Source organism: Marinicella rhabdoformis (assembly GCF_009671245.1).
GTDB classification, from domain to species: domain Bacteria; phylum Pseudomonadota; class Gammaproteobacteria; order Xanthomonadales; family Marinicellaceae; genus Marinicella; species Marinicella rhabdoformis.
Map to the genome: position 1 here is coordinate 313,572 of NZ_VTFS01000003.1, position 20,733 is coordinate 334,304.

The following is a 20,733-nucleotide window of genomic DNA, read 5'->3' on the forward strand; positions in this document are numbered from 1 at the left end:
TTGTAACTGATATTTAATATTAAGCCAATTTTTAAGCTTTGGCATCACGGTAAAGTTCACGACCAATCAACATCAACCTGATTTCATTTGTGCCTGCGCCAATGTCATACAATTTGGCATCACGCAACAAACGACCTGTTGGGTATTCATTGATATAACCGTTTCCACCCAATGCTTGAATCGCTTCCAAAGCCACAGCCACTGCTGAAGTCGAAGCAAAGTATAAACAAGCTGCCGGGTCTAACCTTGACTCAATGCCCAAGTCATAGTCTTTGGCAATGCCGTATGCAAAGTATTTCGACGCTTGTGTTTTGGCGTACATGTCACCCATCTTGGCTTGCATCAAACCGAACGAGCCCAGATCCTGACCGAACTGCTTGCGTTCAGCAACATAAGGAACCGCTGCATCTAATGCTGCTTGCATGATGCCAATTGGGCCACCTGAAAGAACCACTCGCTCTGTATTCAAACCAGACATTAATATTTTAACGCCTTGATTCACTTCACCTAATATATTTTCTTTTGGAATGCGGCAATCTTCAAACACCAATTCACAGGTGTTAGAACCACGCATACCAAATTTATCTAATTTTTGTGCCGTAGAAAAGCCAGCCATGCCTTTTTCAACCAAGAAAGCCGTCATGCATTTTGAACCGGCCTCTTTACCAGCAGTTCGCATATAAACAATCAGCACATCAGCATCTGGACCATTGGTGATCCACATTTTGTTGCCATTAGCGACCCAGTGGTCACCGTCTTCTTTTGCTGTACAAGCCATTGAACCGACCACGTCCGAACCAGCACCTGGCTCGCTCATGGCCAAAGCGCCTACAAACTCGCCAGAACACAGTTTTGGCAAGTATTTTTGCTTTTGTGCTTCATTGGCGTGCTTGAATAAATTATTGACGCACAAATTTGAATGTGCGCCATACGATAAGCCAACTGATGCCGAACCCCGAGAAATCTCTTCCATGGCCACCAAATGAGCCAAATAGCCCATTTCAGAACCACCGTATTCACCGGGAATGGTCATACCCAATAAGCCCAAATCACCCATCTTCTGCCATAAATCAGCAGGAAATAAGTTGTCTAGGTCAATTTGCTCTGCACGAGGCGAAATTTCTTCAGCAGTGAATTTACGAACGGTGTCTCTCAACAGCTCTAATTCCTCTGAAAGTGCGACATCATAGTTCATCAGCTGTTACCGCTTTTAGTTCTACCAGAAAAGTTGACTTTACGTTGGTTCATATAAGGCAACTTCACACGACCCATGGTTTGGATTCGCTCTTCACCCATGCGATCAGCCGCTTGCCAAGAAGCAATCCCATCACGCTCAGCAATGTCATAAATTTTCTTGATGTTGTAATAAATATTACGTGTCATGCGCATCGCACGTTCACGGTTATAACCTTCTAATTCGATAGAAACGTTCATCAAACCGCCAGCATTCACAGCGTAATCAGGGGCATAAATCATGCCACGTTTTTCTAACTCATTTCCATGGCGCTCTTCTGCCAATTGGTTATTAGCAGAACCACAGATGATGTCACACTTCAAACGCTCTAAGGTTTCATCATTAACCGTCGCACCTAAAGCACAAGGCACATAAACTTCAGCATCAACATCATAAATCTCATCTAAACCAACGGCTTCACAACCCAGCTCTTCAACACATTGGTTTACTGCTTCTTGGTTGATATCAGTGACAAAAACTTTGGCGCCATCGGCACGCAACAATTTAACCAATTCGAAACCAACATGGCCCACACCTTGAACTGCGTAGGTATAATTACCCACTTCTTGGTTGCCATATTTTTTTTCTAAACTGGCTTTGATGCCCTGGTATGTACCGAATGCAGTAAACGGTGAAGGATCCCCAGAACCACCATGCATTTGATGAACACCAACCACATTATCTGTTTCTTGAAACACATACTCCATGTCATTCACATCAATACCAACGTCTTCCGCTGTAATATAGCGACCACCTAATGAATCCATAAAACGACCAAAAGCACGGAACAATTCTTCAGATTTATCAGTTTTAGGGTCACCTATGATGATAGATTTACCACCACCCAAGTTCAAACCAGAAACAGCAGCTTTGTAAGTCATACCACGTGACAAACGCAACACGTCATTCAAAGCTTCTTGCTCAGTTTTATAAGGCCACATACGCAAACCACCCAAGGCAGGTCCCAATACCGTATTGTGAATCGCAATTATGGCTTTCAAGCCCACATCTTTGTTATGACAAAAAACCACTTCTTCGTGTTCGGTTTTGTCGATGGTCTCAAAAATATTCATGTTTTGTCCTCATCAGAATCGATCAGATCTTTGTCTCATCGTCTGCTTAATATTCTAGAATGATTCAAGCCAAGATGCCCCAAGGAATTCCAAGGTGTCCACAGCTGTCAGTGAATCGTGGTGTCCCCCTCGAACGAAAAAAGCGGCATAAGCCACTTGATTGAATGAAGGTTTTGAAAAATGCAGGCTTTAGATTCGCCTGCCAATCGGCGCGCAATTATACAATAAAAACTGTTTTTTTGCACGCCTTGGCTGAACTGATGTCAGACTGACTGTGGGTAGGAACCCAGAACCTTTAAATGCTTAGTGAATCGCTCCATTTGACGCATTGCTTTGGCAATATTTTCATCCTCAACATGACCGACTAAATCAATAAAAAATACATAATCCCATCGGCCTTGTTTGGATGGTCTTGACTCAATCCGCGTCATGCTGACACCGCAGTCATTCAAAGGCTTCAGTAAATGAAACAACACACCTGCTTCATCCTCTGCTGACACCATCAATGATGTCTTATCCTGACCACTGCTGTTCAAAACCTGTTTGCCAATCATTAAAAACCGAGTGGCATTATCAGCCCGATCTTCAATTTCACTGTACAAGATTTCTAGACCATACATCGCCGCTGCTGACTCTCCTGCAATCGCTGCAGCATGATCTGAATAACTGGCTTTTCTGGCTGCAGCTGCATTACTACTGACTGACACTGTTTCTACATGCGGTGCATTATTTTTCAACCAAGCACGACATTGAGCCAAAGATTGCCGGTGAGAATACACCACCTTGACATCAGACAAGTTCTTACATTGACTCATTAAATGGTGGTGAATAGGCAAATCTAACTCGCCACATATCTTTAATGGTGACGATAAAAACATGTCCAATGTATTATTTACGGCACCCTCAGTTGAATTTTCTACTGGCACCACACCGAAATCTGCCACACCTGCTTCAACCTCTGCAAACACCTGATCAATAGAGGCTTCTGGCATGGCTTTAACCGAATGACCAAAAAATTTGTATGTCGCCATTTCAGAGAATGTCCCCTCAGGGCCCAAATAAGCAATATTTAATGGCTTTTGTTGTGCCAAACATGCTGACATGATTTCACGGAACAAACGCACCAAAGTTTCATCTTTCAAAGGGCCGTCATTGCGCGCTTTCACTTCACGTAAAACCTGAGCTTCACGTTCAGGTCGATAATAAATACCTCCTGTTTCAGCTTTTGACTTGCTTTGAGCCACTTCATTGGCTATTTCAGCGCGTTGAGAAATCAGGGATTGAATGTCTGCATCTATACCGTCAATTTTCGTTCTTAAACTCAACAACCATTCTTTGTTATCTTGTGTCATGTGCGTAAAAAAAAATCTATTAACTGGCATTGTAAGTCAAATATTATGACCTTGGTCTCTTGATAACAAAAAAATATGTCAGTAAAAGACTCACCCATGTGTTTAAAGGGATAACACCAATAAAAAAACAGGAGAGAATGATGAAAAAATTATCAATATTAACCTTGGCCCTTACATTAAGTGCATGCGGTGAATCAGGCACACCAAGAGAACGTGCAGAAGCCAACTTCCATCAAATCAACAAAGCTTGCGCCGACAAAATGGGAGACTATTCAGGAACAGCAGGGTTGATTGCTTACAATGGCAGTGACCGTGAAAGAAAGTACAAAGATGTGGCATCAGCTGAAGGCGATGATCGCACCATCTTGAATCGCATGTGCTACCAAATCAGCAAACTCAAGGAAGGCAGCGACAAAAACAGCTACACCGTCATGTCATTTGAAGAAGAACCTGAGGGTGAGCAAACCTGGTATGTACTGAATATAAAATACCCTAACAACAAGCAAGCACAATTTGCATTCATTGATATCAAAGGCACTATGGCCTTGGGCGACATAGACTGATGCGGTTAAAAAGCTGTCACACAATACTGTGACAGCTTTTTTATTGTGTTTATAAATCCAACCCCATGATGACCAAGTCATGATCTGATGAACTGAATGGCCCTTTGTCATAGAAGTGCTTCGGCCTATCCTGACCTTCATCCAAACCTTCAAGGTCGTAACTGAAACCGCGAAATTCATCTGAGTTGATGTGCCATTGTTTGAACCCATTGGTATATTCAAGCACATTGCGACTCACCATGATGTGGTCCAAAGCCCCCACTTTACCACGATAAGATGTGGTCCAATTTTGATCCCCTATCTCATGTCGAGCCAAGTCCGTGTAGCCACCGGCTTCTAATATACGAATTGAATCTTCACGGCCGTAGCTGTTGAAGTCACCTGCCAAAACAGTATGTTCTATTCCCAGCCCTAATGGATCGGACTTAATCCAAGCCACCAATTGTTTGGCAGCCAATGCACGCTCACCAGCGTAACAACCTTGTCCATCACCTTGGGCTTTGTTGTCACCTTTAGCTTCCCGACAACTTTTAGATTTCAAGTGGATTGATGCCAGCTGAAACTGCTTGCCTGAACGGGTTTCGAAGCCTTGTAACAAAATAGGACGGTGTCTGTGCACTTTAAACTCAGGGTCACTTTTGTTGTCCAACACGGCGAACTCACCCACAGGCTTCACCGCTTGCTTTTTATAAATAATACCCACTTTGATGACATCATCAGCCAAATAGCCACTGTCAACAAAACCCCATGCCGTCTTGCTTGCTTTATTCAAGGCGTTGACCAACGCTTTAACACTGGCATCGTCATCATTTTGTAACTCTTGCAAGGCAACCACGTCAGCACCCGATTGCACAATCGCTGACACTGTTTTATTCAACTGGCGGTTAAACTCTTGTTCGCTGTCAGCACCTCGACATCCCCAAGATTTTTTTGGCCCACAGATTTCTATACCGTTATCAATGGTATGAAAAAAGTTTTCTATATTGAATGTGGCCACTTTCAATTGGCCATTGATACCTTGAACCACTGGCGTCCGCAAACTGCCACCCGCAGTAAACTGAAGCTGTGATGTCGGTTGAATTTTGTATTCACCAAAGGCGTAATCTAAAACGCCCGTCACAGGAGACACTTGGTAACCCAAGCGAACGGGGTTTTTGGCACTGAATCTTTTGCCTACATGATCAACTGTTATGGTCTGATCAGCAAATGATTTATTTTTTCCATCATCAAGCTTGATTTGATTCATGGCATTTTGTAGCATCACCTTCTTGGCATCAGCTCCTGGCATGGCCACTTGCGTGGCACTGAACAACCTGCCAGCAGATAGCGTAATCTGACCGTGTTTTGCAAAACTGTAAGTATCGGTCACGGTTAATTGTTGTGGCAAAGTCACTCGCATGCCTTCAAAAGGCTCTAAATTTTTATCTGACAGCGGTAAAGTAATCGCCGTTGCTTCAGGTAAAGGCACTTGCTCAGCACAAACATCACCAATCATGGCAGAATGAATTTGCGTCAAGTCATGGCGCTCTGACACCATGCCATGGACCACCACATGACTGCCCAACGACACATCAGTTTTTGAGTGATGTACAAACACAGCCTCAGAAGTCTTTGGGTTGTCATCCGCTTTGAGCGACTGCAAATAAAAACCTTCTAAAGCACCTTTTCCTTGAAAATCTCCGACAACCACACCTTCAACAGTGACTTTTTGACCAAGCAATGGACTCTTGGCACCGTCACCTTGCACTTCAGCAATAGTGACACTTGTGCGGTTACACATCGTACTGGCTTGGCTGTGGAAACTGACGAGTAAAGCCAAGGCTAAGGATAGTTTTGGTGCAATTGAGTTTTTCATGTGGGATTCGAATTTATTTTTCTACAAAAATGCCACAAAGCTTATATCAACTTTGTGGCAATGGTATGAATCTATTTAAATTTTGTCTGTGGTGTTGTTGATGGCTATGACAATGTCTTCACCCAGCTTTTTGCTGCGCTCAGGTGACCAGCCATACATCTCATCAGGCAAGTCGTGATTGTCTTTGAATGGCATCTCCAAAGTGTAAGCCAAACAATTGAAAGTTTCGCCAACGTAATTGGTCGCAATGCGCAAATCACCTTTACCCGGTTCATCTTTAGGGTAACCGTGCTCATCTTGGAAATCAGGACTGGCCGCATGGAAAGCCGCTTTGAAAGCCTCTTCCAAACCTTTCAACCGTTCATCATAATTAGGATTCCCTTCACAACCAGCGACAAAATTATAGGGAATCGCCTCGTCACCATGCATATCGATGAACATGTCCACGCCATGCTTGTGCATTTGTTCGCGCACCAAATAAACTTCTGGCGATTTTTCCATGGTAGGCTCTAACCACTCTCGGTTTAAGTTGGCACCTGTCGCATTAACACGCAAGTTACCACGGTAGGCGCCGTCAGGATTCATATTGGGCACAACAAAAAATCGACACTGCTGTAACAGCGTTCGAGACGTTGGGTTGTCGGCATCTAAAATGGTTTCCAAGAATCCTTCAGCACACCATTCAGCCATGGTTTCGCCCGGATGTTGACGCGCTATCACCCACAAATTTTTCTTTTCAGCTTGATCGCTTTCTACGTCATCAATCACCAACATATCGAAATCACGACCATCAACTGTCTCACCCAAGCTTTGCAAACGACACAAGTCTGACTGTTGTGCAAAAGCCAATAAATTCAAGTGGCGTTCAAAAGAATACGGCGCAAAATAAGCCAAATAGATGTCATCGGTATCGGCAGTGAATTCAACAGTCATTTGCTTGCCATCATAGTCAGTCGGGATGCGGAACCATTCTTCACGGTCAACCGATGCACAGACATCATAATCTTCCCAACCTTCAGCCACAAAACAATCGGCAGCATTCAAAAATTTCACCACACAGTTTTGGTCTTTCACACCCTGTATGCGGAAGTAAAACCATTGTCTAAAGTCTGAATTTGAATCGTTTTTGATGTTAAGTTGGATGTCATCAAAAGAATCGGCTTTGACCACGTCAATGCGGCCACCGTCAAATGCACTGCTGATTTTCATAGCTGTATGTAATTTTTTAAAAGGCGTATGATGTCATATCAGGCTCAAAATCACAATAAATGTAACATCTGAATATGCCATGCCTAAACCTCTTGTATCTCAGGAATTGTCACATTAGAAACGAAAACTTCAACATATGGCATTACAATCCTTCGTCATTCTCGTGCTTGACACGAGAATCTCGTAACACCCTGATCAAACAACCCCACACCCCGTCATCCTGACCGAGCACACAACACCCCCTTGTCATCCTTACCGAGCGAAGCGAGTGGAAGGACCTAAGGTTTTTCGGCTGCGCTCAACACGACAGCAACAAACTCAAGCCACATAATTAATGCTTTCAATTCATCAATCCGCCACCATCAAAGTTTTGTACTCATCATGGGCACTGTGATCGGTCATGGCAGAAATGTGGTCTTGTATCATGCGACAACGATAATAAAACTCCAGTTCTCCACCCTGCTCTTTCACCGCTTTTTGATAAGCTTTACGGATCTTTGGATCAATGCGATTGAACAAGAGCTGCTCATACAAACAATCGCTATTACCCGAAAGTAAGTCAGACATTTTTGCGCCGGATAATTTCAAAACCTTGGCATAAATATCAAGCAAACCCGTGATGATTTGATGACCTTGCAGCTCCAAGGTCTGCACTTCTTTGTGATTAAAAACATGGTTATACCCAATACCCTTGAATGTTTGTACAATCTGCATCGCTACAGAATCATCTTCTAATAGGGCTTGGTTGAAGTCTCCTCGATAAATTGTTTCGATATTGTCTATAAAACGATTGGCCGCATGATTGACCAAATGGTGAATCAAATTGATACGCAACTTGATGAAAAATTGATGATTACCATCAATGACATCAGTTTTTGAAGCTTGAATTGCCTCATTAACCACTCTTTTTAAACTTTTTTCAGAGTGATTAAATGACGTGATATTGCTGGCATCAACATCACCACCTAAGGCATGGAACGTCTTCACAATCAACCCCGACAGTTGGGACAAGTTCAATATACCTTTTTCAACTGCATCTTCAATATCAGCCAAACAATAAGCCATGTCATCAGCCGCTTCCATAATATATGTGAATGGGTGCCTGTGACCTAACTGTACCTCTAATGCATCGCACATTTTCGCCACAGCTTCTCGTTCAGACCAGTAAAAACCCGGCTTCTTTTTTAATTGACTCAAAGGGTCTTTGTCTTCACGTTTTTCCCAAGCACCACGGGTGTATTTCAAAATCGCAGCGGTTTGTGCGTGCGTCAGGTTCATTTGCTGCAAAGAATAAGTCAATCTCACCGCTTGTGCATTGCCTTCAAAATTTTGTAAGTCTTTTATTAGCAGTTTACGCAGTGACTCACCTTTGACCGTCTTCCAAGCTTTAAACTTCTTGAATTGCTTTGAATTGAACCAACCATTGATGGCTGCCTCACCAAAGTGCCCAAAAGGTGGGTTACCAATGTCATGCATCAAACAAGCCATCTCCACCAAAGACTCAACCGCTCCTGCCAACCCGTTCAGACCCAACTCTTTTTCGCGACCTTGAAGTTTTTTAAACAGCGTCTTCACAATATAGCGACCGTTCTGTTGCACTTCCAAAGAATGGGTCAGCCGCGACCGCACCGCCGCATTGCGTTCCAAAGGAAATACTTGCGTCTTCTGCTGCAAACGCCTGACAGACGCCGATTGAATAATCCGCCCACGATCAGATTCCAATTGATTGGTGATGTCTGCTGGTGTACTGGTTTTGTTTGACGGTGCCCCATAAGGCCGCAAAGCCGACATTTTTATATTGAATTTTATACCCATCATCACATTGTAAATGATTACCTAATTCATCTTCAAAAAAACTTTTTGCGAACTAAAAATGCAACTGAATATGCACAAACAAGATGTTGAAAAACACTCACATTCAGGAATCATAACAACAACTGAACAACTTCAGTCTGTACATTCCCAAGCCCAATTCTTCTTATATCCTGACACCTTTTCACTTGACAGCCGCAGTCATTTTAAAAAATAAGGACATGTCTACCTCATCATAAAAACGATAAACTATTTTTTACTAGTGAACAGTTTATTTATATTATGTATGGGTATTTTGCACCCCAACACTCATGTATTTGACAACTCTGTGCGATAACCCCAGAACGGCTGTTGAACCAATGTATAATTTTCTTCTTTGCACAGTCAACCTCATAGCACATGCACCTTTTTCACATTAAAAATCAAGAATCATTTTTACAACTGATAGAAAGTCAAACACAGCAGTTGAAAGAACTGAAAAAAACAGAGCAACAGTTAACACAAGCCTTGGCATCAAAGCAACAGCATTTATTTCATGGTTATAGCTGGCCTATACAACGTGAAAGCCAATTTTTGCTGGATCAAAAATACGCACACTCAGGTGAAATCAATTTCAGGGAAAGGTTGGTGTGTCAATCAACACAATTTAATAACAGAGTTCGTGGGGCGATTCAAGTTTTTGAGACCACAATCAAGCCAAAACCATGCGACACTATTTACATCTCAGAGCAACACACTTTGTTATATAAGTGGCTAAAAAACAAGTACACCAATACTGTCGGCAGCGAATACATGACTGAAAGCTCTTTTTTAAACAAACTCAGGTTTCAACTCAAATTGTTACCCGACAAACTGAACCACCAAGATTTAACCCAACTGTCATTTAATGACAATCACTTTAAATACGTCTAATCTTTTGACTGTTTTGAACACATTCCAAACTATAAAGATGCGCTCCATGAAATATTTAGGTCGCTTAAAAATAACGGAACCCTTATGTTTTCAGTTCCTTTTAATCCAAAAGCTTATCAAACACTGGTTCGCGCTTCAGTAAACTCAAAAGGCAAAACAATTTTTCACGAGAAACCCGAATATCACGGCAATCCTGTATCAAAGAAAGGCAGCCTAAGCTATTACACTTTCGGCTGGGAACTGCTGGACACCCTTAAAAAAATTGGTTTCAAAGAAGTGAATGCCATCGTGTATTGGTCAAAAAAATATGCATACCTAGGTGGTGAACAATTTTTATTCAGCGCTAAAAAATGATTCTAACAGCTGTTGGCCTAGCTATTAATAATATGATCTTCTGGCGTGAACACGCCCACTTTCATGATAGGTTCCATGATTTGTGGCGAACATTTCTTAACAGATTGACGGCATGTGTCTTTTACTCCTTCTCCAAAAGGTGGGTCATCAAACAAACCATTTCAATCAAAGACCCTACGATCGGAATCTAACTGATTGATGATGACTTGCTACATATTCGCATTTAGTAAAGGTTTCCCTTAGGACGCCAAGCCAACATTTTTTTAGTGAAATTTATTTCCATAACAGTATTGCATGGCATTGCTTTATATAACTTCAATTAACCTTATACGGCAGCAAAATATTGTGAAAGACCTCAATACGCTATAATTATATTTTTTCAATTCGATGACCATGCAATTATTATTTTTTTTATTGATGTCACAAATACACGCACAAAAGTTTCAATCACCGTTTCAATACCCCCATCCAGACAATACAAGCATTGAACAGCACACGTTAAACTTATTAAAGCAGGGCAAAATTAAATTGTATGACCATACTTTCAATGACGCAGAGTTAAGTGTCAGCATCATCAAACACATTTACTACCCTCACTCAAATAAAAACGATATCAAAATTATTTTATACGCTAATTGTGGCCTTAATTACAATCATAAAGGAAGTGAAGACGATTGGCATTATGCCAGTGTCGAATTGACCCTGTCACCAGAGGGACAAATAACTGACACCAGTTACTCAACATTCGATAACCCATGTAACAAAAAAGCCAAACATTACAGCAACCAACACATCAAAACTAATCCCAAAGCCATTTTTAAGCGTGACTTTGACTTTGATAAAGCGCCAACTGAAAACATCATGAAATACATCAGCCTGATGTCTATCAACGGTCAGTTAAATTACCACGACTTCAGAATTAAACCTGAACAATTTGAGGTTGACTCAATAGCCTTTAATGAGTTGGTGACAATAGATTTTCACGGAATTGAAATCAATTTGAGTATGAAATGTGACATTAATTCAAAAGACAACTTTCTTAAATACGGACCAAATCGAATCACATTTTTCTTACGCACAGATGGGTCAACATCTGAATTACACGGACATTTTTCAGGCCAACTAAGCAATGCATGTAAATAAAACTTTAACATTTGGATTAACCAATTTCAGAAATTAAAAATATGTATCCATAAAAAAAGACGCCCATTGGGCGCCTTTCTCATCAAGCTTGTTTAGAGTCGAATTACTTCGCTTCTTTGCGTGCTTTGGCCGCTGCAATCACTTCTTCAGAAATGTTGTTAGGACACGGGTTATAGTGCGAGAACTCCATAGAGAACTGGCCACGACCAGAAGTCATGGTACGCAAAGAACCAATGTAACCAAACATTTCAGACAGTGGCACATCAGCTTTGATGCGAACAGCTGTTGGCCTGGGTTTTATATTATGATCTTGTGATTTGATCATGCCGCGACGACGGTTCAAATCACCAACCACATCACCGCTCACATCATCTAGGAGATCTTCAGGTGTGAACTACATCAACCTTCATGATAGGCTCCCTGATTTGTGGCGAACATTGCGCAACTGATTGACGACAGTTACTTTAACTGTCACTCTAATAATTGCACCAGAGATAATAAGTAGCTCACAAAAAAAGGCGCCCTATTGGACGCCTTTTTTTTCAAGCTTTTGTGAATCGAATTAAATTTAATTAACTCGCGTCTTTACGTGCTTTAGCCGCTGCAATCACTTCTTCAGAAATGTTAGCAGGACATGGGTTGTAGTGCGAGAATTCCATAGAGAATTGGCCACGACCTGAGGTCATGGTACGCAATGAACCGATGTAACCAAACATTTCAGACAATGAAACGTCAGCTTTGATTCGAACACCTGTTGGTGTTGGATCTTGTGACTTGATCATGCCACGACGGCGGTTCAAATCACCAATCACATCACCCACATGATCTTCTGGTGTGAACACGTCCACTTTCATGATGGGTTCCATGATTTGTGGTGAGCATTTCTTAACTGATTGACGGTATGCACCTTTAGCAGCTGCTTCAAAAGCCATAGTCGATGAATCCACTGCATGGTATGCACCATCTTGCAAAGTGAATTTCAAATCTTGTAAAGGATAACCAGCCAATGGACCTTCTTCCATCAAGCTTTGGAAACCTTTCTCGATCGCAGACCAGTACTCTTTAGGTACGTTACCACCGGTTACAGTTGATTCGAATACGTAACCAGAACCTTCTTCACCTGGCTCAATGGTGTAATCAATTTTACCAAACTGACCAGAACCACCTGATTGTTTCTTGTGCGTGTAAGAATCCGTCACAGGCGCTGTGATTGACTCACGGTAGGCCACTTGTGGTGCACCCACTTCTAATTCAACACCAAACGTTCGAGACAAGATGTCCACTTTAATGTCTAAGTGCAACTCACCCATACCTTTCAAAATAGTCTCGCCTGAATCTTCATCAGTTTCAACTTGGAAAGATGGATCTTCTGCAACCATTTTACCCAAAGCGTTACCCATTTTTTCTGAGCCGCCTTTGTCTTTAGGTGCAACAGCAATCGAGATTACTGGATCTGGGAAGATCATTGGCTCCAAAGTACAAGGATGCTTCACATCACACAATGTGTGACCTGTTTGAACATTCTTCATACCAACGATGGCTAAAATGTCACCAGCTTGCGCTGAATCCAATTCGTTTCTGTCATCAGCATGCATCTCAACCATACGGCCAACACGCTCAGTTTTACCTGTAGCTGAATTCAAAATGGTGTCACCTTTGTTGATTTTACCTGAGTAAATTCGCACGAAGGTCAAAGCACCAAAACGGTCATCCATGATTTTAAATGCCAAAGCACGGAATGGCTCATCAACAGCAACAATCGCTTTTTCACCCGTAGGTTCACCAGTTTCTTCATCAGTCAAATCTTGAGGATCAACTTCAACAGGAGATGGCAAGTAATCAACAACCGCATCCAAGATCAACTGCATGCCTTTGTTCTTAAATGCTGAACCACAGTAAGTTGGGAAGAAAGCCAAATCACGAGTACCTTTACGGATACAACGTTTGATGTCTTCCATAGCAACTTCTTCACCTTCCATGTAAGCCATCATCAAATCATCGTCTTGCTCTACGGCAGTTTCGATCAATTGCTCATGGTATTTATTAACTTTATCAACCATGTCAGCTGGCACATCCAGCACTTCATAGTTTTCAGGTTGCATTGAATCATCCCAAACGTATGCTTTCTTAGACAATACGTCAACAACACCAACAAAATCATCTTCGATACCGATAGGCAAAGTCATCACCAATGGGTTAGCACCCAAAACATTCTCAACTTGGTCTACGACTCGGTAAAAATCTGCACCCATGCGGTCTAATTTGTTCACGAAGATCAAACGTGCCACTTCAGATTCATTGGCATAACGCCAGTTGGTTTCAGATTGTGGCTCTACACCACCTGAACCACAGAATACACCAACACCGCCATCCAATACTTTCAAAGAACGGTAAACTTCAACGGTGAAGTCAACGTGACCTGGGGTATCGATGATGTTGAAACGGTGGTCTTTCCAAAAACAAGTGGTCGCAGCTGACTGAATGGTGATACCACGCTCAGCTTCTTGATCCATGAAATCCATGGTAGATTCACCATCATGCACTTCACCCAATTTATGGATTTTACCGGTCAGTTTAAGAATACGCTCGGTTGTTGTGGTTTTACCCGCATCAACGTGAGCGAAGATACCAATATTTCTGTATTTAGTTAAATCTGTCATGTCTTTCAATCTTGTTTTTATCATCAATGATAAAGTGGAACAAATTGGTCGGTTTCAATGAAATTCTTCACCCACATTTCTGTGAACAAAAGTCACCCGACCATAAAGTGCGCGCATCTTACTATAAAACATAGGCCATTTGTAGCAAATACAGTAAGAAATCCTGTTTTTACGCTCCTTTATAACCAAACAAGAATCATTTAATCTTTAAAAACATTTAGGACGACCTGATTCAGTGTATTTTTACACCCCCCCAAGACATCACTCAATCTCAGTCACTCACAGATGTGATAACATATCAGTCGCCTACAATTCATACGCCATAATAAATGCACCCAGAGCAATACAAAAAAATCACAACCGTGGTTTCTACTGCATTAGAACTTCCCCCTGAACAAATCCCTGCTTATCTTGAAAAAGCATGTGGCAGTGATGATGAATTACGCCAAGAAGTTGAGATGCTGCTCAACCAAGAAATCACCCCAGATTTTTTAGAGGAAAACGCCATAGAAATTGACGACCCCAATCATCACAACGAAACACAACTGAAAGATAAAATCGGCAAAATCCAACTCAAACACTTGATTGCTACTGGCGGCATGGGCGAAGTTTATGCTGGCATTGATACCGTATTGAAGCGACCTGTCGCGGTTAAGGCCATCAAAGCTGGATACAAGCTTTCATCACAAGGCAAATCAGACTTCTTAAACGAGGCCCAAATTTTATCCAGTTTACTGCATCCTAACATTTGCCAAGTTTTTGATTTTTTCAGCGAAAACAACACAGATATTTTGGTGCTCGAATTAATCACCGGCAAGACATTGCGTGAAGCACTCAGTTCACAAGAAAAGATTGATGTGCTTGACATCGCCAAACAAATTACCAATGCACTCGTTGCTGCACATGAAAGGGGCATAATACACCGCGATTTAAAACCAGAAAACATCATGATCACAGATAATAACGTGGTCAAAATACTCGACTTTGGTTTAGCCCGATTAACAGAAAATACAACAACACCTCCTCTAGCCACAAATCATCAGCACCCCTCACAACACACCCAAATCGCTGGCACACCAGGATACATGTCACCAGAACAAACCTTAGGCAAACCCTCTTCAACTGCAACTGATTTATGGAGTTTGGGTATCATACTGTGTGAACTCCTTTCTGGTCGGCAACCGCACCCAAAAAATTCAACTGCCGATGAACTGATCGCTCGAACCAAAGCAGCCCAATATCAAATCCCCAAAGACATCAAAGCAGCAGAAACCAAGTTAATCCAACAACTGCTTGCTCCAAATGCTGAAGACAGGCCCTCGGCTCGCAGTGTACTTAACGAAATAAACCGAATCCAAGCACTGCCCAAACGACGAATCAGGATGGCTTTGGCCATGAGTTTACTCACATTGGTACTGTTTTCAGGCTGGAAATACACCACTGATTTGCAGTATGAGACAAACAAAGCCAATACAGCTCGCATAGAAGCAGAAAAGTTGGCCAGTTTCATGCTGCATGACTTACACCCACAGTTGCGCGCATTGGGAAAATTGGGGTTGCTGGAATCCGCCGCCACTGAAACCTTGTCCTATTATAACAACCTCGACGCAGAACAGAGTCAAAAAACCCATGACAAACAAGCACTGGCACTGATTAAAATTGCTTCCGTATTCGATGACCAAGGCAACACAAAAAAAGCTTTGAGCACTTACACAAAAGCAAAGAAAATTTTAACTCAGCTCTACCATGAACAACCTCATAATGAAGAGATTCTCATGAGGTATGGCCAAGTTCACATGAATATTGGTGAACTTTTAGCCATCACAGGTGACTTTGATCAATCACTTTTAGAGTTAAAGACTGCTGTTAAAATCGGAAAAAAACTGACCACAAACTTTCCTGCTGATAAATTGTCTGTGAACAAACCCAGCACCCATGATCGTTGGTGGTTATATTTACGAGCAACGTACATGATTACTGACACATACAGGCGCAAAGGTGAGTTAGATACCGCCTTGTCACTGTTATCAGAAGTCACTCCAGTGGCCAAAGATGCCGCGGCAAAACTGCCGTCCCTGTTGTCGAACTATGCTGACATCAGCTACATGCATTGTAATACTCTGTATCAGATAAAGATTGATCAGCAAGTGCTCAAGGCTTGTATTGAAATGGCCCAAGTCAGTGAGCAAGCACTGCAACAAGCCCCTGATGAGTTTCGCCTGAATTTTAACCATTCGATCGACCTCGGTTTTCTGGCTGGCCTCTATCGAAACATGGATCAACCTGAAAAAGCCCTTGAAAACATAGACAAAGCTTTGGCCATAAGCCACAAACTAAACCACTGGGACCCGGACAACCAATCCACAGAAAATGACATGATCAGTAACATGAACATCAAAGGCCAGCTGTTGTTTGAACAGGGTGCGATTAGCGCCAGCAATGACATTTTTAAGGACGCTTACCAAAGAGTCCTTAAACTGACAGAGAAAAACGAAGAGCTGCATTTTGTGCACAACAAGTTACATGCAGAAATCTACTTAAACAAACTACAAGATGCACAACAGACGGCTGATTATTTGAAATCAAAAGGCATGAAAACTCGAGATCTGTTGGAATTATTTGAAGAGTTAAACCGAAGACAAAAAAAAACAAAACAATGACTGATAACAACGTCCAAGTAACCCTACTACTCAACCGTTGGCAGGCTGGTGACCAACAAGCTTTGGACAAACTGATTCCTCAGGTTTACTCGGAATTACACCGCTTGGCACAAATTCAGTTACAGCGGAACAAGAAAAACAGCATTCAATGCACCGAACTGATTTCGGAAGCTTATTTACGTCTGGTTGATGCAGACAGTGTAGATTGGCAAAACCGCACGCACTTTTTCTCAATGGCAGCGCGCACCATGCGACGGGTTTTGGTTGAGCAATATCGAAAGAACAATGCAAATAAACGTGGCAACAACCAAACTTTACTGACATTTAAGGAAGAGTTTAGCCCCAATAATGATAACGCCATCCAGCTTGACACCCTTGACAGTGCTTTACTTAAACTGGAACAATTAGATTCCAGACAAGCCGAAATAGTCACCATGAAATATTTTGGCGGTCTGACCAACGAAGAAATCGCCGAAGTGCTATCTGTCTCAAGTAAAACGGTACAAAGGGATTGGTCAGTTGCCAAGCTGTGGCTTTTTCGAGAGTTACAACAGTAGTTAGACAATAAAAAACCCAAGCCAAATAGCCCGGGTTTGTGTAGATTAAATCAATCGGTGTATTATTGCCAATTGCCTTGATCCCAGCTCATTTCATCCCAGTTATTGCTTCCATCACCACAATCAACAACCAAGGTATTGGCTCCGCCTGGTGCCATTGTGCCAGAGTTATTCTGTAAATCACAGTTTTGACCAGCTGGCTGGCTGTTGATGGCAACAGTCCAAGTTGTGCCAATAATGACTTCGCCAAAGAATGTAAACGAACCATTCTCATCAATGGATAAAAACTCTAAATTTGGCCCAAAGTTGAGCGATAAACTCAAGCCAGAAGCTGTCAATCCATTGACAGTTCCTGAAACCAAACCCCGGTTTTCAAAGCCAGCTTTGAAAATTAAATCACCAGCAAACAGTGGTTGAGAAATTAAACAAAGAAGCATGATATATTTTTTCATCATCATCTCCTTAGTTATCCTCTGTCAATGAACCACCAACCCAGTCAAATTCATCTGTTGCTGTTCGCGCTTGCCCACCGCTGATTGTGGCGCCAAGCGCACTGGAGACATTTTGAACACCACCGCTGACAGCAGCGCCAACCCCTGATGCCAAATTATCACCACCTCCTGTTACAGAAGATATATTCCCTAAAGCCTCATTATCCTCACCAGCAGTAACCGATGAAAGCTCACCTGAAGCAATATTCTCAGTGCCCCCACTGACCACTGCACCTGTTCCTGATGCCAAGTTCACAGTCCCGCCAGTTACAGATGAAAACTCACCTGATGCTTGGTTTCCACCACCACCAGTTACAGACGAATAAGTTCCTACAGCTTGATTTTGTGTACCACCACTGACCGATGCATGAATTCCTATTGTTGAATCATTCTCATCACCACCTGCTTTATTATTTTGACCTCCTGCCACGGAAGAAAAATCACTCAAGCTTTTATTGAGTTGTCCTGCAGAAATAGTTGAATATTGCCCTATAGATTGATTGCTTTCGCCTCCCAATATACTCGCCCTTAAACCTTTGGCATTATTAAATCTACCTCCTACTACTGTTGACTCAACTCCAGAAGACGTGTTTTGAAGACCTCCAATGACGACAGAGCTTGCGCCAGATGCCCTGTTGGCAAAACCACTTATAATGGATGCATGATCTCCAGTTATTTTATTTAACCTCCCTCCTAATACACTGGCAAAAGTGCCTTGCACAACATTATTGTTACCTGCCACAATTGAAGCAAATTCCGTATATGAATTACTCTCCCCTAAAATCAAATTATGACTGCCACTGTGTACATTATTTGACCAGAGAGAACCATCATTGGTACAATCAGTTTCGTTACCTATTGCGGAGTTTGAGCAAAACTCAGGAGCATTAGCGCCACTTTCATTGTAACCAATGATGATATTACCAGTGCCAACTGCACTAACAGTTGCTCCAGTACCGTCGACTACTTGTAAGTTAACACCCTCAAATATAGCAGTCGGATATTGTTCATCGTCATCATAAGTGCCTAGCTTTAAAACACCGTCTAGGGCAATGACTGAATTCCCTTCTAAATCAGCAATCCTGTTCTCTAGCTGATTAATTTTCGCCACCAATGCCGCAAAATTGGCATTCACTTCACTCGCTTTCGCCGGCGTATTGGGTGAAAAAGTGTGTGGTACCGATACACCACCTGCATGTGCCCCGCAGATAACTGACATCATCACTGTGATTAAAATTGTTTTTTTCATGGCTGTTCCTCGTATTTAATAAAATGTATGGAGCTGAAAAACTATTTCACCCCTCTCAAAATAGGTATGCGTTAAACACTTTGGAAAACGGACATTTTTATCATTTAAATTTATATTCATTCCTTCAGGCCAATATCACATTAAAAATTGTTGTCATTTGAAATGCTTTATCAACATTCATTACTTTATGCTCAAGTTTCAAACTTTAAAATCTGTTTAAATCACCTCTCTATGTAACGAACTCCATGGTTTCACTTGACAATACGCATGCGTATGGTGAGAATATATGACTTTCAAAATAACCACGACATTATGATCTTCAAAGACTCCAAAGTTGCTGTCATCGATGGTGTACGCACACCTTTCATGAAAGCCCCGACAGGCAAGGCCCAAGATTTAAAAGCCTATGATTTGGCTCGCCATGCATTGAACCAATTGAAGCACCGATACGACTTTCTTGAAAACGACACAGATCAAATCACTTTAGGCAGTGTGACGCACAATGCTGCGACTTCTAACATTGCTCGTGAGTCCATGATTGGCGCAGGTTATAACTTAGATACACCAGCTTACACAGTGACCATGGCCTGTATTTCTGCCAATGTCGCCATCACAAATGCCGCACAATCCATTCAATTAGGAGCTGCAAAAGTGGCCGTGGCAGGCGGTGTGGAATCATCATCGGACGCACCGGTTCGAATTTCAGATGCCTTCAAAAAAACATTACTGACTGCGCAAAAAGCCAAAGGTTTGGGCGGTTTCTGGAAAGTGTTCAAACAATTCAAGTTCAAATCATTGGTACCTGTTGCACCAGCGATTGCTGAATTTTCAACTGGTTTGTCTATGGGTCAAGATGCTGATCAACTGGCAGCCAAATTCGGTGTGACACGTGAGATGCAAGATGAATTCGCTTTGAATTCACACCACAAAGCAGCCAAAGCCTGGGAAGACGGTAAGTTCGAAACTGAAGTTGTTGCCTTGCCTATCAAACCGAAATTTGAAGTGGTAGAGCAAGACGATACTTTTTATGCCAACTCTTCAATGGAAAAATTAAGCACGCTGCGTCCCGCTTTTGTGCGCCCTCATGGCACGATTACTGCAGGTAACGCATCCCCAATTACTGATGGCGCGGCCGTCAGTCTGCTGATGGACATCGATGAAGCCAAAGCAAGGAAATTAAAACCAAAGGTGGTGATTGAAGGTTTTACCTTTTCAGGATCAAACCCACAAGGTGAATTGCTATTAGGCCCAGCTTACACTTTAACCAAACTGTTAAATGAAGCGGGATTGAAAATAGAAGACATTGACGTATTTGAGATACATGAAGCTTTCGCGGGTCAAGTATTGGCTAATTTAGCCGCAATTCAAGATGAAGATTTTTGCAAAAAATCATTGGGTTTGGATGGCGCATTTGGCGAAATTCCGATGGACAAAATCAATACCCAAGGTGGTTCATTGTCATTAGGACACCCTTTTGGCGCGACAGGTTCACGCCTGCTCACTTCAGCCACAAGACGCTTAATTGAGACCAAAGGAAAATACGCATTAATCAGTGCCTGTGCGGCAGGCGGACTGGGATCTTCTATATTGTTAAAGAGGGTAGGATAAA

General features: G+C 42.2%; 17 protein-coding genes. 7 read left to right on the plus strand and 10 right to left on the minus strand.

What is annotated here, in order from left to right; genetic code table 11:
- Positions 1-31 precede the first annotated feature (31 nt).
- From FET73_RS09235 to pheA, 3 genes are all read right to left on the minus strand, one after another.
- Positions 32-1,195, minus strand: a complete 1,164-nt coding sequence (locus FET73_RS09235) for an acyl-CoA dehydrogenase family protein (RefSeq protein WP_154223656.1) — start codon at positions 1,193-1,195, stop codon at positions 32-34.
- Complete coding sequence (locus FET73_RS09240) at positions 1,195-2,307, minus strand: Glu/Leu/Phe/Val dehydrogenase dimerization domain-containing protein (protein ID WP_154223657.1); 1,113 nt, start codon at positions 2,305-2,307, stop codon at positions 1,195-1,197. Before FET73_RS09240 ends, FET73_RS09235 begins: the two co-directional genes overlap by 1 nt.
- A gap of 263 nt (positions 2,308-2,570) precedes the next feature.
- Positions 2,571-3,659 carry a prephenate dehydratase gene (gene pheA, locus FET73_RS09245; RefSeq protein ID WP_154223658.1) on the minus strand — a complete coding sequence of 363 codons (1,089 nt, stop codon included), beginning with the start codon at positions 3,657-3,659 and terminating at the stop codon, positions 2,571-2,573.
- A gap of 140 nt (positions 3,660-3,799) precedes the next feature.
- Here pheA and FET73_RS09250 point away from each other — a divergent pair, with 140 nt between their 5' ends.
- Positions 3,800-4,222, plus strand: a complete 423-nt coding sequence (locus tag FET73_RS09250; RefSeq protein WP_154223659.1) for a hypothetical protein — start codon at positions 3,800-3,802, stop codon at positions 4,220-4,222.
- A 49-nt stretch (positions 4,223-4,271) separates the two neighbouring features.
- On the opposite strand, the gene FET73_RS09255 is transcribed toward FET73_RS09250, so the two are convergent.
- The 3 genes from FET73_RS09255 to dgt all read right to left on the minus strand — a co-directional run bounded on the left by FET73_RS09255 (position 4,272) and on the right by dgt (position 9,104).
- Positions 4,272-6,077, minus strand: coding sequence for an ExeM/NucH family extracellular endonuclease (locus tag FET73_RS09255; RefSeq protein WP_154223660.1), 1,806 nt, complete (start codon positions 6,075-6,077; stop codon positions 4,272-4,274).
- 75 nt (positions 6,078-6,152) lie between these two features.
- The gene (locus tag FET73_RS09260; RefSeq protein ID WP_154223661.1) at positions 6,153-7,286 is read right to left on the minus strand and encodes a M14 family metallopeptidase; all 1,134 of its coding nucleotides are present in this window, start codon (positions 7,284-7,286) and stop codon (positions 6,153-6,155) included.
- A gap of 348 nt (positions 7,287-7,634) precedes the next feature.
- Positions 7,635-9,104: a dGTPase gene (dgt, locus tag FET73_RS09265; protein ID WP_154223662.1), complete on the minus strand. Its 1,470-nt coding sequence runs from the start codon at positions 9,102-9,104 to the stop codon at positions 7,635-7,637.
- Between the two features lie 393 nt (positions 9,105-9,497).
- On the opposite strand from dgt, the gene FET73_RS09270 reads away from it, so the two are divergent.
- The 3 genes from FET73_RS09270 to FET73_RS09280 all read left to right on the plus strand — a co-directional run bounded on the left by FET73_RS09270 (position 9,498) and on the right by FET73_RS09280 (position 11,507).
- Positions 9,498-10,010 (plus strand): hypothetical protein, encoded by a 513-nt coding sequence (locus tag FET73_RS09270; RefSeq protein ID WP_154223663.1) that lies wholly within the window; start codon positions 9,498-9,500, stop codon positions 10,008-10,010.
- Positions 10,011-10,094: 84 nt separating this feature from the next.
- Positions 10,095-10,364 carry a hypothetical protein gene (locus FET73_RS09275; protein WP_154223664.1) on the plus strand — a complete coding sequence of 90 codons (270 nt, stop codon included), beginning with the start codon at positions 10,095-10,097 and terminating at the stop codon, positions 10,362-10,364.
- 393 nt (positions 10,365-10,757) lie between these two features.
- Positions 10,758-11,507 (plus strand): hypothetical protein, encoded by a 750-nt coding sequence (locus FET73_RS09280; protein ID WP_154223665.1) that lies wholly within the window; start codon positions 10,758-10,760, stop codon positions 11,505-11,507.
- Positions 11,508-11,610: 103 nt separating this feature from the next.
- Here FET73_RS09280 and FET73_RS09285 read toward each other — a convergent pair whose 3' ends face one another.
- Both FET73_RS09285 and fusA read right to left on the minus strand, forming a co-directional pair.
- A complete protein-coding gene (locus FET73_RS09285) occupies positions 11,611-11,874 on the minus strand; it encodes a hypothetical protein (protein WP_484502569.1) in 264 nt (87 codons plus the stop codon).
- 205 nt (positions 11,875-12,079) lie between these two features.
- Entirely contained in the window at positions 12,080-14,176 is a 2,097-nt protein-coding gene (gene fusA, locus FET73_RS09290) for an elongation factor G (protein WP_484502571.1), read from the minus strand.
- A gap of 320 nt (positions 14,177-14,496) precedes the next feature.
- Here fusA and FET73_RS09295 point away from each other — a divergent pair, with 320 nt between their 5' ends.
- Together FET73_RS09295 and FET73_RS09300 are read left to right on the plus strand one after the other, a co-directional pair.
- Positions 14,497-16,827 (plus strand): serine/threonine protein kinase, encoded by a 2,331-nt coding sequence (locus tag FET73_RS09295; protein ID WP_154223667.1) that lies wholly within the window; start codon positions 14,497-14,499, stop codon positions 16,825-16,827.
- Positions 16,824-17,384: a sigma-70 family RNA polymerase sigma factor gene (locus FET73_RS09300; RefSeq protein ID WP_154223668.1), complete on the plus strand. Its 561-nt coding sequence runs from the start codon at positions 16,824-16,826 to the stop codon at positions 17,382-17,384. The genes FET73_RS09295 and FET73_RS09300 overlap by 4 nt, the downstream gene beginning before the upstream one ends.
- A 62-nt stretch (positions 17,385-17,446) precedes the next feature.
- On the opposite strand, the gene FET73_RS09305 is transcribed toward FET73_RS09300, so the two are convergent.
- Both FET73_RS09305 and FET73_RS09310 read right to left on the minus strand, forming a co-directional pair.
- Positions 17,447-17,836: a hypothetical protein gene (locus FET73_RS09305; RefSeq protein WP_154223669.1), complete on the minus strand. Its 390-nt coding sequence runs from the start codon at positions 17,834-17,836 to the stop codon at positions 17,447-17,449.
- A gap of 10 nt (positions 17,837-17,846) precedes the next feature.
- On the minus strand, positions 17,847-19,124 hold the full coding sequence (locus FET73_RS09310) for a hypothetical protein (RefSeq protein WP_154223670.1): 1,278 nt from the start codon (positions 19,122-19,124) through the stop codon (positions 17,847-17,849).
- 312 nt (positions 19,125-19,436) lie between these two features.
- Between FET73_RS09310 and FET73_RS09315 the strand changes: the two genes are divergently transcribed.
- Entirely contained in the window at positions 19,437-20,732 is a 1,296-nt protein-coding gene (locus FET73_RS09315) for an acetyl-CoA C-acyltransferase (protein ID WP_154223921.1), read from the plus strand.
- The last annotated feature ends 1 nt before the right edge of the window (position 20,733 follow it).